Below are 13,812 nucleotides of genomic sequence, written 5' to 3' on the forward strand. Positions count from 1 at the left end.
AGTCTGGTGTTCTGCTCTGGTCAAGCGATGGGTTTGGCGCATCCGAGAAGCTCGGTAGATGCTATTGCATCCAGCTTCCCCGAATAAGGGGGACCCCGTCCCACCAGGTTCCACTGAGGTCACTCCTCCGCACCTTCGCCGAGCTGGTTGCGGCCGTCACGGACACCCTTCTGGAAACCAGAGAAGCGGTTTCGGACACGGTCCGCACTACGAGTGGGCATCTGCTTGAAGTTCTCCGGCTTGGGGGCTGTTCCTGGGACAAGGTTTGCCTTGGGAACCCGTTTTGGCAAGCCCGAGGTCGTCAGACCGCCGGCGAGCGGCTCGGCCGCGGTGCGCGCGGCCTTCCATCCGCGGTCGGCGGCGGAGTTCCACTCCTGCTCGGAGCGGGTGTCCTTGTCGGTCGCGGCGGCCTGCGGGCGCGGGGCGGGCCGGGTCGGCTGCGCCGGCCGGCCCTGGTTCGGGTCGACCTGCTGGATCGGACCGGTCTCGGTGGTGTCCACCGTGGGTCCGCCGGTGCGGCGCTTGAACCAGTTGGACTCGATCGCGTCGAAGATCGGCAGCGAGTCGTTGTCCTCGCCCGACGGGCTCGGCGGCACGACGGTGTTGTTCGGCCCCTGGGCGCCCCCGTAGCGGCGGGAGAGGTAGGCGGTCGAACCGTAGCCCTCGCGCGTGTCGCCGCCGCCCGAGCGCCAGTTCCCGGTGTCGCCGGTCGACGGCGCCTGGGGCTGCTGGCTGCCGGCGTTCCAGTCGGTGACGGCCGGGAAGGTCTCGGTGTCGTCGCTGCGCGCCGGGGTGGCCGGGCGCTCGTGGGCGCCGGCCGCGTCGCGGCCCGCGTTGTCGTCCCTGCCGAACACGCTCTGGTCGGCGTGTCCGCCGCTCTGCGACGTCGACCCGTTGTTGCCGAAGCCGTCGTAGGAGTCGGTCGCACCGGCCGGGCGCCGGAAGGCGCTGGTGTCGGTGACGGGGCGCCGGAAGGATCCGGTGTCGGCGGGGCGGCTGAACGAACCGGTGTCGGAGGAGCGGCCCACGGACCCGTTGTCCCGGAAGGGGGAGTCGCTCCCCGCGTCGGAGCGGGGGGCCGGGTCGAAGAGGCTGCGGCCGCCGGTCTCCGGCTGCGGGCGCTGGTTGTCGTCCTCGGGCGTGTCGTAGGGGTCGACGACCGGTCGGCCGTTGGCTCCCGTGTTCGTACCGGTGGCCCCGGAGCCCTTGGCGGTGCCCCAGACGGAGTCGGCGTCGGAGTCGGAGTCCGGGTTGCGCCAGAGGTCCTGCCCGCTGGGCGGGTGCTCCTCGGTCCGGCCGCCGCCGGGCTGGCGCTTGGGCAGTCCGCCGAAGTCGCCGGCTCCGGCCCCGGTCTCCTGGGTCTGCCAGGGGTCGCCGGGCTCGGCAGCCGCCGGGCTGGAGGCGAAGGCCGCCTGGGCGTCCGCGAAGGTGTCCGGGGCGCCGGACGTGAGCTCGGGCCGGCTGTTCGCCCCGCCCAGGGCGTGCTGCCCCTCCACGGGGGTGATCAGCAGGTCCGGCGGGAAGATCACGTGGGCGGTGGTACCGCCGCCGTGGGCCTCCTCGATGTGGAGCTTGACGCCGTGGCGGTGGGCCAGGCGGGAGACCACGAACAGGCCCATGCGGCGCGAGACGGCGACGTCGATGACCGGCGGGGCGGCCAGGCGGGCGTTGATCGCCGCCAGGTCCTCGGGGGCCATGCCGATGCCGCTGTCGGTGACGTCGACCTGGACGCCGCCGTTGTCGAGGGACTTGGCGCTGACCAGGACCTCGGTGTCGTGCGGGGAGAACGAGGTGGCGTTCTCCACCAGCTCGGCGACGAGGTGGATGACGTCGTTGACCGGGCGGCCGAGCACCGAGATGTGGGAGGGGGCGCGCACGTTGACGCGCTCGTACTGCTCGACCTCGGAGACCGCGCCGCGGAGGACGTCGACCAGCGGGACGGGCTGGGCCCACTTGCGGGTGTTGTCCTGGCCGGACAGGACCAGCAGGTTCTCGTTGTTGCGGCGCATGCGCGTGGCGAGGTGGTCCAGCTGGAACAGGTCGGACAGCCGGTCGGAGTCCTGCTCGGACTGCTCCAGGCCGTCGATCAGGCGCAGCTGCCGTTCCACCAGGGTCTGGCTGCGGCGGGACAGGTTGACGAACATCGCGTTGACGTTGCTGCGCAGGGCCGCCTCGTCGGAGGCCAGGGTCAGGGCCACGCGGTGGACGTCGTCGAAGGCGCGGGCCACCTCGCCGATCTCGTCGTTGCTCTCGACCTCGATCGGGGTGACCTTGACCGAGTCGGGGACCGACCCGGCCTCCTGCATCCGGTTGATCGCGTCGGGCAGGTCGCGCTCGGCGACCCGGCGCGCGCCGTCCTCCAGGGTGCGCAGCGGGCGCACCAGGGAGCGGACCACCAGGGAGGTGAGGACGAAGACCGCGAGAAGCACCAGGGCGACGATGACGAGGTCGGTGAGGGCGCGCATCATGGCGCCGGCGCGCAGGTCGTTGGCCTCGGCCGCGATGCCCTCGGCGATCTCCTCCTCGACCGTCTGGAGGCGCTCCAGGGCGACGTCGGCGATCTCCTTGTACGCCTCCGGCCCGTCGTTGGCCGTCACGCCGGTCAGCGGGTCGGAGCGCTCGGCACGGTACATGACGCGCATGCGCATGGTGGAGACCTGGCTGACCTCCAGACCGGTGAAGTGCTCGTCGAAGACGGCGCGCTGTTCGGTGGAGGCGGCCTGGACGAAGTTCGAGATCTCGTTCTCGTACCGGGCGCGGCTGGAGTCGATGGCCTCGGAGATACCGCCGGTCATCGAGTCGCGGGCCAGCGAGTGGCTCATCAGCGCGGTCTCGTAGGAGAGCTGGTCGCGCGCGTTGGAGAGCGCGGTGAGCGTCCGGACGCTCTCGCGGAGGTCGGTGTCGCCGGTGTCGTCCGCGATCGTCTGGTTGAACTCGGTCAGCGCGCGGGAGATGGTGCGGTACTTGGTGACCACGGGCAGAACCGTGATTCGGGTCTCGTCGACCTCGGTGCGCAGGGCGTCCAGGGTCGCGATCTGGCTCCGCATACCCGTGAGCCGGTTGTTGGCGATGGAGCCCTCGACCTCGCCGATGTCGTCGAGCCGGGCGGTGAGGCTCTGCTGGAGGTCCCGGGTCGCGTCGCGCTGGTCCTCCATCTCCTGTCTGAGATCGTCGGACCGCCGCGCGGGGTCGGCGTTGTCGGAGATGTACACCGCGCTGGCGGTGCGCTCACGACCCAGCTGGTTGGCCAGCTGCACGATGAGGACGCCGACTTCGGCGCGGTCCTCGATGTGCGCGTGGGTGACGGTGGAGACCGCTGCCTCGTAGACCCTCAGACCACCGAGCGCGAGCGCCACGGCGGTGGGGATGACGATGAGGGCCACCAGTCGGGAGCGCACCCGCCAGTTGCGTGGCTGCCACCAGTTGGCTCTGCGCTGGGGCGCGGCGTCGGCGTGTTCGGCCTGCGCCGCCGCGCTCCGAGCGCTGGCCCCGTCTTTTGTCGCTCGTGTCGACACGGACCCTCGCAACCTTTCGTGTCACCGCCTCGAGCGGTTGGTTGGACCCCAGGGGCCGACCGCTCCGGCCGAAGACTCTTCGGGAAAAACGGTGGAGACCACGTGGGCCACCGAACCAGGAGCGGTGGGGAATGTGGGGAGATGTGAAGACTGTCCGCCGGACTCGCCTGGGAGGAGAGGCTCCGCGCACCCAAAAGCTTCAGTAGGTGCGCGTGCGGTGGATAGCGTACCAATGCGTGCGAAGGTATCGCTTCCACCGTTTGACGGCGATCGACAAGATCATCTTCGTCCGCCTGACAGCATAATGCCCTCATTGTCGGCATTATGGCTAATCTCCCAGGTCAGACACAGGGACCGAAACCCACTCGAGTGGCCAGGTAACTTTTTGGACACACCACCTGCTTCCCTCTCAAGACGACCCCGACATGACATCGTGACAGGACGTAGACGCAGGTCCTGAGGAGGAAGCGGAGATGCGTGCCCCGTCTTGCCCACATGCGACTACCGTGCGTAGCGAAAGGCGGCCGAAGAGCCCTTTCGCCGGGAGGGCTCCCGCTCCCGGGAACCGGTCCATTTCGGTCACCGCCGCGCTTCCGATGGGCCTCGCGGTGCTCCTCACCCTGGCCGCCGCCCCCGGGGCCGCGGCCGACGAGATCGTCGGCGAACCGTCCCTCGGGAACGTGCGCGTCGCCTTGGCGGCCCTGCGCGCGGACACGGAGGTCCTCCGGCAGGAGGCCCTCGGCAAGATCGAGCGCTACGGCGAGGAGCGCGAGCGCCTGGCCGAGCTGACCGAGCGGAGCGCCGAGGCCGCCGAGCGCGCCGGGACCGCGGTGGAACGCGGCGAGGAGGCAAGGCTCGCCGCGGCCCGCCAGGCGGCGGCGGTCTACATGGGCGCCGACGTGGGGCCGGTGCACGCCTGGGGCGGCTCCCAGGGCCCCTCCGGGATGCTCGAGCGCGGCGCCCTCCTGCACCTGCTGGGGGAGCACCGCGCAGCCGACCTGGACCGGGCCGGCGCGGCACGGGTCGCGTCCGAGACCGTGCACGGGCTGGCCGACACCGCCGCGCGGGAGCAGGCCGAGGCGACCGAGGCCGCCGCCGCGGCCCGCGAGGAGGCCGAGGAGGCCGTCACCGAGCAGGAGGAGCGCCTGGGATGGCTCCTGGCCGAACAGACCCGCCTGGAGGCGCGGCTCGTCGGGGTACGCGACCCGGACGGACAGGAGCGGCGCCGCGAGGAGACCCTGCACGACGCGCGCGCCGCCCTGTCGACCGATGACGACGAACGGGGTGGTGTCAGCGGCGCGGGAAGCGGGGACGGGTGGGAACCACCGCCGTCGCACGCGCGGACGGGGTGCACGGCGGGCGACGCCGACCACGCCAACGGCCGTATACCGGAATCGGTGCTGTGCCCCCTCCCCCAGCCCGGAGAACGGCTGCGGGCCGACGCGGCCGAGGCCTTCATCGAACTCGACGGCGCCTACCGCGGGGAGTTCGGCCGGCCGATGTGCGTGACCGACTCCTACCGCCCCTACCACGAGCAGGTGAGCCTGTTCCGGGAGATGCTGCCCGGGATGGCCGCCGAGCCCGGCACCAGCCGGCACGGGCTGGGGGTGGCCGTGGACCTGTGCGGGGGCGTGAACGAGGTCGGGGCGCCCGAACACGAGTGGATGCTGGCCCACGCCCCCGCGCACGGATGGGACAACCCGCCCTGGGCACGCGGCGGGTTCGAGCCCTGGCACTGGGAGTTCGCCCCCTGACGCCGCCCGCGCTCCGTGCCGTTCGGAGCGGCGCCGCCGGTCAGACCTGGGAGCCGACCCGGACCTCGAAGGTACCCAGGACGCCCGCGTCCACGAACAGTTCGTCGTTCTCGTCCAGGCTCGGGGTGGCGACCGGCAGCAGGACGCGCACACCGCCCGTGCCGGACGGTCCCGAGACCAGCCACTCGTGGGCCGGATCCGCAATCCCCCGGCCGACCTCCCTGTCGTCCACCCAGGCGCTCAGCGGCAGCGGCGCCCCAGGCACCTCGTCGGCGGTGGTCAGGACCGGGCCCAGGGTCAGCTGTACCGCCGCTCCCCCCGCGTCCAGCCACAGGCAGGCGGGCGTGTAGGCGCTCGCCGGACCGTCACCACCGGAGACCGCGGCCAGGCCCACCAGCGCCGAACGGGCGGCGGGCAGGACGGCGTCGTCGGCGCCGCGCACGAGTTCGGGATGGATCTCCCACACCTCGCCGTCGATCAGCGCGGGAACCAGGGCCGTCGGCCTCACGGGGGCGCACATGCGCGCCTCCGGTTCGACGATGATCTCGATCGGGGCGGCGGAGGCCCGCCCCCCGGCCGCGGCCAGGGCCTCGCCGCCCGCTGCGAGCAGGTCGGCCAGGCTGCCGGGGTCGGGGCTGCCCAGCACGTCCCCGTCGTCCAGTACCCCGACGCGCTCGCCCCCGCCACTCGGCGAGAGATAGGTCACCCAGCGCATGTGCTTCTCCTTTTCCTGGCGGGAGCGGGAGCGCCTCAGAGGGCCGCGGTCGGGCTGTGCTCCTTGCCCGTCCCGGCACACCCCCGACACGGCTCGTCGATCCTGTGCCAGACGATCACGCCGCTCCCGTCCCGGTGCGGCCGCTCGGGCCGCCACCAACCCGTTCCGGAACAGAACCGGCAGTCGACGCCGTCCTGGTCGCACCACCCGCACGACGAAATCGCGCACCGGGCGTGTGTCGGTCCCCGCATCGGCTCCATGCGCTCCCACCGTCTCCCGCGAAATCGCGACCAGCCTCGCACAGCGATCGCGTGCGAGTCCAGCCGGGCGGCGGCGAACAGGCGGGTCAGAGGCGCTTCCGGTCCTCCCGCGGACTCCGCGGGGGTCAGCCGGACTCGCGCACCACCAGGTGCGTGTCGAGCATGACCGTCTCCGCCTCGACGGTCCGGGGGATCGCCACGTCGACGAGCAGTCTCGCCATCTCCCGGCCCATCTGGACCGTGGGCTGGTGGATGGTGGTGAGCGGCGGGTCGCTGTGCTGGGCCATCACGGTGTCGTCGTAGCCGACCAGGGCGACGTCGTCGGGCACGCGCAGCCCCCGCTCGCGCAGCACGCGCAGTCCCCCGATCGCCATCATGTCGGAACCGGCGAACACCGCGTCGGGCTCCAGCCCCGTGTCCAGGAGCCGTGTCATCGCCTCGGCTCCCCCCTCCACGCTGAAGTCCCCCCGGACCACGAGCCGCTCGTCCACCTCGAATCCGGCCGAGGCCATGACCTCGCGGTAGCCGCGCAGGCGCTCCTGGCCGGCGTTCATGTCCATCGACCCGGTGATGGTGGCCACGCGGCGGTGCCCGCGGTCCAACAGGTACCGGGTGGCCGCGTGGGCGCCGCCGTAGTTGTCGATGTCGACGCAGTAGGGGGCGGGCTGGTCCGGGGAGTGGGGGCGGCCGCCGTGCACGACCGGCACGCCCGCCTCGGCCAGGCGCGTGGAGAGCGGGTCGTCGCGGTGCTGGGACACCAGGAGCGCACCGTCCGCGTGGAAGCCGCTGAGGTAGTCCCCCACCCGCTTGTGCTCGGCCTCGGTGCGGGCCGTGGTCAGCATCAGCTGGAGGTCGCGCTCGTGCAGGACCGAACTGACGCCGCGGATGATGTCGGCGAAGAACGGGTCGGCGAAGAGCCGGTCGCGCGGTTCGGAGACGACCAGCGCGATCGTGTCCGTGCGCCGGGTGACCAGGGTGCGCGCCGCCTGGTTCGGGCTGTAGCCCAGTTCGGCGATCGCGTTGTGCACGGCCTCCCGGGTGTGCGGGCTCACCTGGGCGGAACCGTTGATCACCCGGGAGACGGTTCCGCGGCCGACTCCGGCCCGCTCCGCCACCATCTCCAGGGTCGGACGCTTCCGACCGCCACCGCTCTTGGCCACTTCGAGGCTCCCTCTGGGGTTCGTGTTCCGCCGCCCCGGGATCCCCGGGGCGGCGGTGTGTTCGACGGACGCTTCCATGGTGTTACCCCGCCGGGAACGACCGTGTGGGGTGCCCCGGGGGACACCCCACTGCCGTCCGCGGTCCACCGGCCGCGGCGCCTGCTCCTGCGCCCGTGTCTAGCGTTCGGGGAACCGGTCCGTCCCAGCCAGTGTGGCGTACCAGCGGCCGCTGTCCTTGACGGTCCTGCGCTGGGTCTCGTAGTCGACGTGCACGATGCCGAACCGGCGGGAGTATCCCCACGCCCACTCGAAGTTGTCCAGAAGCGACCACGCGAAGTACCCGCGCAGGGGCACCCCGGCCCGGACGGCCTCCGCGGCCGCCCTCAGGTGGCCTTCGTAGTAGTCGGTGCGGTCGGTGTCGTGGACCCGGCCGTCCTCGGTCACGGTGTCCTCGAAGGCGCAGCCGTTCTCGGTGACGTAGAGGTCGATCCCGCCGCTCTCCCCGGCCAGGCGCTGGAGCACGTCGTACATGCCGGTGGGGTCGATCTCCCAGCCCATGTGGGTGACGGGCAGGCCCTGGGAGACGTGCACCTCCTCCGGGTCGGCGCCGAGCCAGGCGCCGCCCTCTCCGCTGACCAGCGCCGGGTCCAGACCCTTGGCGGAGGCCGCGACGAACTCGGGCGAGTAGTAGTTCACGCCCAGGAAGTCCAGCGGCGCGGAGATGATCTCCAGGTCCCCGTCGGACACGAAGGAGAAGTCGCTGATGTCGGCGAGGTCCTCCAGGACGTCCGCCGGGTAGCGCCCCTTGAGGATCGGGTCCGTGAAGAGCCGGTTGCGCACCCCGTCCGCGCGGCGTGCGGCGCGGGCGTCGGCCGCGGTGGGGCCGTGGGGGCGGATGACCGCCTGGTTGTGGGCCAGTCCCACCTCGGAGGGGTGGCCGGTCGAGCGGATGGCCTCCGCCGCCAGGCCGTGGCCGAGCAGCAGGTGGTGGGTGGCGGCCAGGGCCTGCGCCGCGTCCTTGTGGCCGGGGGCGTGGTGGCCGTTGTGGTAGCCGAGGAAGGCCGAGCACCAGGGCTCGTTGATGGTCATCCAGTGGCCCACGCGGTCACCGAGGGCCTCCGCTACGACCTGGGCGTAGTCGCGGAAGCGGTACGCGGTGTCGCGGACGGGCCAGCCTCCGGCGTCCTCCAGCGGCTGGGGCAGGTCCCAGTGGTACAGGGTCGCCCAGGGCTGGATGCCGGCGCCCAGCAGGGTGTCGACGAGGCGGTCGTAGAAGTCGATCCCGGCCTGGTTGACGGCGCCGGAGCCCTCCGGGACGATCCGGGGCCAGGCGACGGAGAAGCGGTACGCCCCGAGGTTCAGCTCGCGCATGAGCTCGACGTCGTCGGCGTAGCGGTGGTAGTGGTCGTCGGCGGGGTCGCCGGTGTCGCCGCCCAGGACCTTGCCGGGTGTCTCGGCGAAGGTGTCCCAGATACTGCGGCCCCGGCCGTCAGCGGTGGTGGCGCCTTCGATCTGGAACGAGGCGGTCGCCGCCCCCCAGAGGAAGCCCTCGGGGAAATCGTTGCGGTTGCTCACTTCTTCGGTACGCACCTTCCATGACGAGGGGACATCGTTGTGGGAGCGCTCCCACAAAACAAACAGAGTAGTACCTCGATGTCAATCGACCAGGCGCAGGCCGAAACCCAACCGTTACGCGGGGCGCCGGGGCCGGAGCCCCGGCGCCCGGGGCTCAGTCCTCGGAGGATCCGCCGCCGAGGGGGATCACGATGCCCTCCCAGCGCTCCTCCATGAACTGGCGCACCTCGTCGCTGTGCAGCAGCTCGTCGAGCCTGACCATGTCCTCCGCGTCGGCGTCCTCGGAACGTACCACCAGGCCGTTGGCGTACTCGTTGTCCTCGGTTCCCTCCCAGGCCAGGGCGTTGGCCGTCGCGGGCAGGTCCGCCTCCAGGGCGTAGTTGCCGTTCACCACGGCCGCGTCCAGGTCCTGGAGCGAGCGCGGGAGCTGCGCGGCCTCCACCGGCGTGACGGTGAGGTCGAGGGGGTTCTCCTCGATGTCGTCGACCGACGGGGCGCTCCCCCCGGTGTCGGCGAGCGTGATCACGTCCTCCGCGGCGAGCAGTTCCAGGGCGCGCCCCATGTTGGAGGTGTCGTTGGGGACCCCGACCTCACCGCCCTCGGGCAGGTCGGCCAGGTCCGTGAGCTCCTGGGAGTAGATGCCGAAGGCCTCCAGGTGCACGTCCGACACGTAGCTCAGGTCCGCGTCGGGGTTGCCGTCCAGGTACTCCTCCAGGAACGGGGCCGTCTGGTAGTAGTTCGCGTCCAGCTCGCCCTCCGCGAGGGCGGCGTTGGGCTGGTTGTAGTCGGTGTAGACCACCACGTCCAGCTTCAGACCCGCGTCCGCGGCCAGGTTCTCGTCGACGAACTCCAGGATCTCCGCGTGCGGCATCGGCGTGGCGCCGATCCGCAGCGTCGTCAGGCCCTCGGCGTCGGTGCCCTCCTCGGCCCGCTCACTGGGGCTCCCGCAGGCCGCCAGCACCGCCGCCGCCAGTCCCGCGGCGGCGACCCCCTGCGCCACTCGTGCCGTGGTACTCCCGGTCATCGCTGTCCCCTTCCTCATCGGTCAGAAATTCGTCGGGGGGGGGGGTGGGGGGGGGGTTCGGGCGGGGGCGGGCGCGCGGCCCGCCCCCGGCGCCTCCCGGCGGTCGGGCGACCGCCGGTCAGCGCCGCGACAGGCGGCGCACCAGCAGGTCGCCGATGCTCTGGGCGACCTGGACGATCACGATCAGCAGGATGACGGTGGCCCACAGGTAGTGGTCGTTGAACCGCTGGTAGCCCTCCCGGATGGCCAGGTCCCCCAGGCCTCCGCCGCCGATGGCGCCCGCCATCGCCGAGTAGGAGATCAGGGCGACCACGGTCATCACCAGGCCCGCGATCAGGCCGGGCAGCGCCTCGGGCAGCATCACCTTGCCGACGATCGTGAACCGGCGGGTGCCCATCGCGTGAGCGGCCTCGACGACCCCGCGGTCCACCTCCCGCAGGGAGGTCTCCACCAGGCGGGCGAAGAACGGGATGGCGCCGATGCTGAGGGGGACGATCGCCGCCGTCGGTCCCAGCGTGGTGCCCACCAGGAACCGGGTCAGGGACAGCACCGCCACCATCAGGACGATGAACGGGAGCGAGCGGCCGACGTTGACGACGGCGCTGAGGACGGCGCGCACGGCCGGGGCCGGGGTCAGCCCTCCCCGGTCCGTGGCCACCAGCAGCACGCCCAGGGGCAGCCCGACCAGCACGCTGACGATCGTCGACCACACCACCATGTAGATGGTGTCCTGGGTGCTCAACCACAGGTTCGGCCACATGTTCGGCCAGTCCTGGACGAACGCGACGATCGCGTCCCAGGCGTTGCCGCCGTCGGCCGCCGCCGCGGCGAGGACGAGGACGTCGGTGGGGTTGGTCATCACTTTCCGGCCTCCTCGACCAGCAGGCCGTGCTCGGACAGGTAGGTGAGCGCCTCGTTCCGGCGCGCTCCGCGCATGTCGACGCTCAGGCGGCCGACGGACTGCCCGGCCACCTGTTCCACGCCGCCGCCCAGGATGTTGACGTCGACGTCGAAGCGCCGCGTCAGCTCGGACATGAACGGCTCGTCGAAGGAGCGCGGATAGGTGATGAACACCGTCTCCGGGCCGCCGTTGGCGGGCAGCGGGAAGAGGGAGCGCGCGAGCAGCGACCCCGGTGTGCCGATCAGGTCGAGGACCTTGCCCGACTCCAGGAAGACGCCCTTCTCCATGATCGCCGCGGAGTCGCAGATCCGCTTGATCACGTCCATCTCGTGCGTGATGAGCAGGATCGTGAGGCCCAGTTCGTCGCGCAGGCGGCGCAGCAGGGCGAGGATCGAGTCGGTGGTCGCGGGGTCGAGTGCGGAGGTCGCCTCGTCGCTGAGCAGCACCTGCGGGGCCGAGGCGAGCGCGCGGGCGATGCCGACCCTCTGCTTCTGGCCGCCGGAGAGCTGCGCGGGGTAGGCGCGCGCCTTGTCCCCGAGGCCCACGAGTTCGAGGAGTTCGCCCACACGGGTCCGCCTGCTCGCCCGGTCGACACCGGACACCTCCAGGGGGAAGCCGACGTTCCCGGCGACGGTGCGCGAGGACAACAGGGCGAAGTGCTGGTGCACCATGCCGATGTTGCGCCGCGCCGCGCGCAGGCGGGACCCGCGCAGCGAGGTGAGTTCCTCGCCCGCGACCGCGACCGTTCCGGCGTCGGGGCGCTCCAGGAGGTTCACGGAGCGCAGCAGCGTGCTCTTGCCCGCGCCGCTCTGGCCCACGACCCCGAAGATCTCGCCGGGTTCGACATGCAGGTTGACCCCGTCCAGAGCGGTCACCTGGTGTTTCTTCAACCTGTAGGCCTTGTGCAGGCCCACTGCGTCAATCACGGCTATCCCATCGACGTCTCAGCGGTGGTCTCACGCCGCCCTGTCAGGGAACGCGGGGGCCGGACTCGGCGTGGGGTTGACGCCCACGTCCGAGCGTACGGAGCCTCCCGCAGGCGGGCGGTGGCGACGCGCCGGTGCGGTTGCGCACGGCGGGTCGTCGGGCGCGAAGGCGCCTCGTGTGCTCCGGAGGGTCCGGCGCCGCCTGACGGCGGCGGGACCGGCCCCGGGTCTGCACGACGGGCGGACTCGCTACGGGCGGGCCTGTGGGCCGGTGCGGACGCGACAGCGCTCCCGGTGCGGGGTACGACACTCCGTGGTGCCGTCCACCGGAGCCGGGGTGGTGGTCGCTTGGTCGCGCGCAGGAGCCTTCACGGTCCCAAGCCAACCATGGTGCACCAGCCGCTTCACCTGAATTTCCACCCCGAATCCGGTTATTTAGACCACATTGGTGTGTTTATCTGATGGTGGAATCGCCCCGTCTCTCCCGAATCCCCGCGCGAGTGCCTACACTCAAGACCATCCCGTGACTCTCACCCTCTGCCGCATCACGCGCGAGGAGGCCGGGCCGGGGCCGCGACAGCGGCCACAAGCCTGTACGGGGAAAGACGAGACGCAGCGCCCGCACCCCTCCCGTGCCCGACGGGAGTGCGCGCGGGCCCAAGGAGCGACCACACAGTGCAGTCCGACGACCTGAGCCGAGTGGACGATTTCGCCGACTTCTGGGCTCCCGACCCCACCGACCGCGCCTGGGGCGACACCCTCTCGCGGATGCTTCCGGCGATCGTCCGGCCCGGTCGCGCTCGCGCGGCCGTCCTCGCGGCGGGCCTGGTCGGAACGTTCCTCGTCCTCCCCCAGGCCGCCGTCGCGGCCGTGCCCATGGACCCCGAGAGCATGAGTTCCCTGCGGGAACGCGCGGACGGCCTCAGCGAGGACTACAACGGCGAGCTCCGCGACATGGAGGGCGTCATCGAGGAGGCCGAGCGCGCCGAGACGCGCGCCGAGGGCACCCGCGCCGACGTCGACGAGGCACGCGAACAGGTGCGCGCACTGGCGGTCGCCACCTACACCGGCGGCGGCATCGACCCGTCGATGTCGCTGTTCGTGGAGGCCGAACCCGACGCGGTCATCGACCGGGCCGTGGTCATCGACTACCTGGCCACCAGCAACCAGGACAAGATCGACCAGCTCGACCAGGCCCTCACCCGCGACGAGACCGCCCGGGAGGCCGCCGAGGAGCGCCTGGCCGAGGTGGAGGCGGACCTGGAGGAGCTGGAGGAGCGCCGCACCGAGGTGGACCGGCTGATCGCCGACCACCCCGAGCAGCCGATGGGCGGCCAGTACAACATCACCCCGCGCACCGAGCTCATGCGCCAGCGGGTCATCGACGAGTTCGGCGAGGCCCGGAACGCGGGCGGCGTGGGCTGCTACCGCGCGGTCGGGGGCTGGGTCGTCGGCGAACACCCCCTGGGGCGGGCCTGCGACTTCATGCTGGACCCCAACGGCGGCATGCCCTCGCAGGAGCAGGTCGACCGCGGTTGGGCGATCTCCGAGTGGGCCATGGAGCACGCCGACGACTACGGGATCATGTACATCATCTACCGGCAGCAGATCTGGGACGTGCGCCGCGGCGACACCGACTGGCGTGCGATGTCGGACCGTGGCAACCTCACCGAGAACCACTTCGACCACGTGCACATCTCGATGTTCTGATGCCCGCGCGGTGTCGGCGGTGACCGGTTCCGGCCGGAGGTGGCGCCCCCCGGCCCGCGCACACGTGATGACGACGGGAGGGGTGCCGGACGCCCCCCCGGGGCGAAGGTCCCGGACCGGACACGCGCCCCCATTACCCCGCGCCCATACCCGGAATCCAGGAACTGGCGTCACGATTGCGTCACGCGAACCATGATCTCGCACGCAACCGACACAAAACAGTGACGATTCACCCTGTTACCCCTGGTCCGGCCTGCCGCAGTGTCACACCC

General features: G+C 71.7%; 10 protein-coding genes. 2 read left to right on the forward strand and 8 right to left on the reverse strand.

Annotated features, from left to right (window positions below; all coding sequences use genetic code 11):
• Nucleotides 1-119: 119 nt before the first annotated feature.
• Nucleotides 120-3,398, reverse strand: coding sequence for a sensor histidine kinase (locus Q8791_RS25440; RefSeq protein WP_330094373.1), 3,279 nt, complete (start codon nt 3,396-3,398; stop codon nt 120-122).
• 713 nt (nt 3,399-4,111) lie between these two features.
• Between Q8791_RS25440 and Q8791_RS25445 the strand changes: the two genes are divergently transcribed.
• On the forward strand, nt 4,112-5,269 hold the full coding sequence (locus tag Q8791_RS25445; protein WP_330094331.1) for a M15 family metallopeptidase: 1,158 nt from the start codon (nt 4,112-4,114) through the stop codon (nt 5,267-5,269).
• A 40-nt stretch (nt 5,270-5,309) separates the two neighbouring features.
• Here the strand turns inward: Q8791_RS25445 and Q8791_RS25450 are convergent, their stop codons facing one another.
• The 7 genes from Q8791_RS25450 to Q8791_RS25480 all read right to left on the reverse strand — a co-directional run bounded on the left by Q8791_RS25450 (nt 5,310) and on the right by Q8791_RS25480 (nt 11,818).
• Nucleotides 5,310-5,984, reverse strand: coding sequence for a hypothetical protein (locus tag Q8791_RS25450; protein WP_330094332.1), 675 nt, complete (start codon nt 5,982-5,984; stop codon nt 5,310-5,312).
• Between the two features lie 35 nt (nt 5,985-6,019).
• Nucleotides 6,020-6,244, reverse strand: coding sequence for a hypothetical protein (locus Q8791_RS25455; RefSeq protein ID WP_330094333.1), 225 nt, complete (start codon nt 6,242-6,244; stop codon nt 6,020-6,022).
• A gap of 125 nt (nt 6,245-6,369) precedes the next feature.
• Nucleotides 6,370-7,404 (reverse strand): LacI family DNA-binding transcriptional regulator, encoded by a 1,035-nt coding sequence (locus tag Q8791_RS25460; RefSeq protein WP_330094334.1) that lies wholly within the window; start codon nt 7,402-7,404, stop codon nt 6,370-6,372.
• A 177-nt stretch (nt 7,405-7,581) separates the two neighbouring features.
• The gene (locus Q8791_RS25465; RefSeq protein ID WP_330094335.1) at nt 7,582-8,979 is read right to left on the reverse strand and encodes a GH1 family beta-glucosidase; all 1,398 of its coding nucleotides are present in this window, start codon (nt 8,977-8,979) and stop codon (nt 7,582-7,584) included.
• 154 nt (nt 8,980-9,133) lie between these two features.
• Nucleotides 9,134-10,003, reverse strand: coding sequence for a MetQ/NlpA family ABC transporter substrate-binding protein (locus Q8791_RS25470; RefSeq protein ID WP_330094336.1), 870 nt, complete (start codon nt 10,001-10,003; stop codon nt 9,134-9,136).
• A 118-nt stretch (nt 10,004-10,121) separates the two neighbouring features.
• Nucleotides 10,122-10,862 carry a methionine ABC transporter permease gene (locus tag Q8791_RS25475; protein ID WP_330094337.1) on the reverse strand — a complete coding sequence of 247 codons (741 nt, stop codon included), beginning with the start codon at nt 10,860-10,862 and terminating at the stop codon, nt 10,122-10,124.
• Nucleotides 10,862-11,818, reverse strand: a complete 957-nt coding sequence (locus tag Q8791_RS25480) for a methionine ABC transporter ATP-binding protein (RefSeq protein ID WP_330094374.1) — start codon at nt 11,816-11,818, stop codon at nt 10,862-10,864. Before Q8791_RS25480 ends, Q8791_RS25475 begins: the two co-directional genes overlap by 1 nt.
• A gap of 687 nt (nt 11,819-12,505) precedes the next feature.
• On the opposite strand from Q8791_RS25480, the gene Q8791_RS25485 reads away from it, so the two are divergent.
• A complete protein-coding gene (locus Q8791_RS25485; protein WP_330094338.1) occupies nt 12,506-13,540 on the forward strand; it encodes a coiled-coil domain-containing protein in 1,035 nt (344 codons plus the stop codon).
• The last annotated feature ends 272 nt before the right edge of the window (nt 13,541-13,812 follow it).

The organism is Nocardiopsis codii, assembly GCF_036327455.1.
GTDB classification, from domain to species: domain Bacteria; phylum Actinomycetota; class Actinomycetes; order Streptosporangiales; family Streptosporangiaceae; genus Nocardiopsis; species Nocardiopsis codii.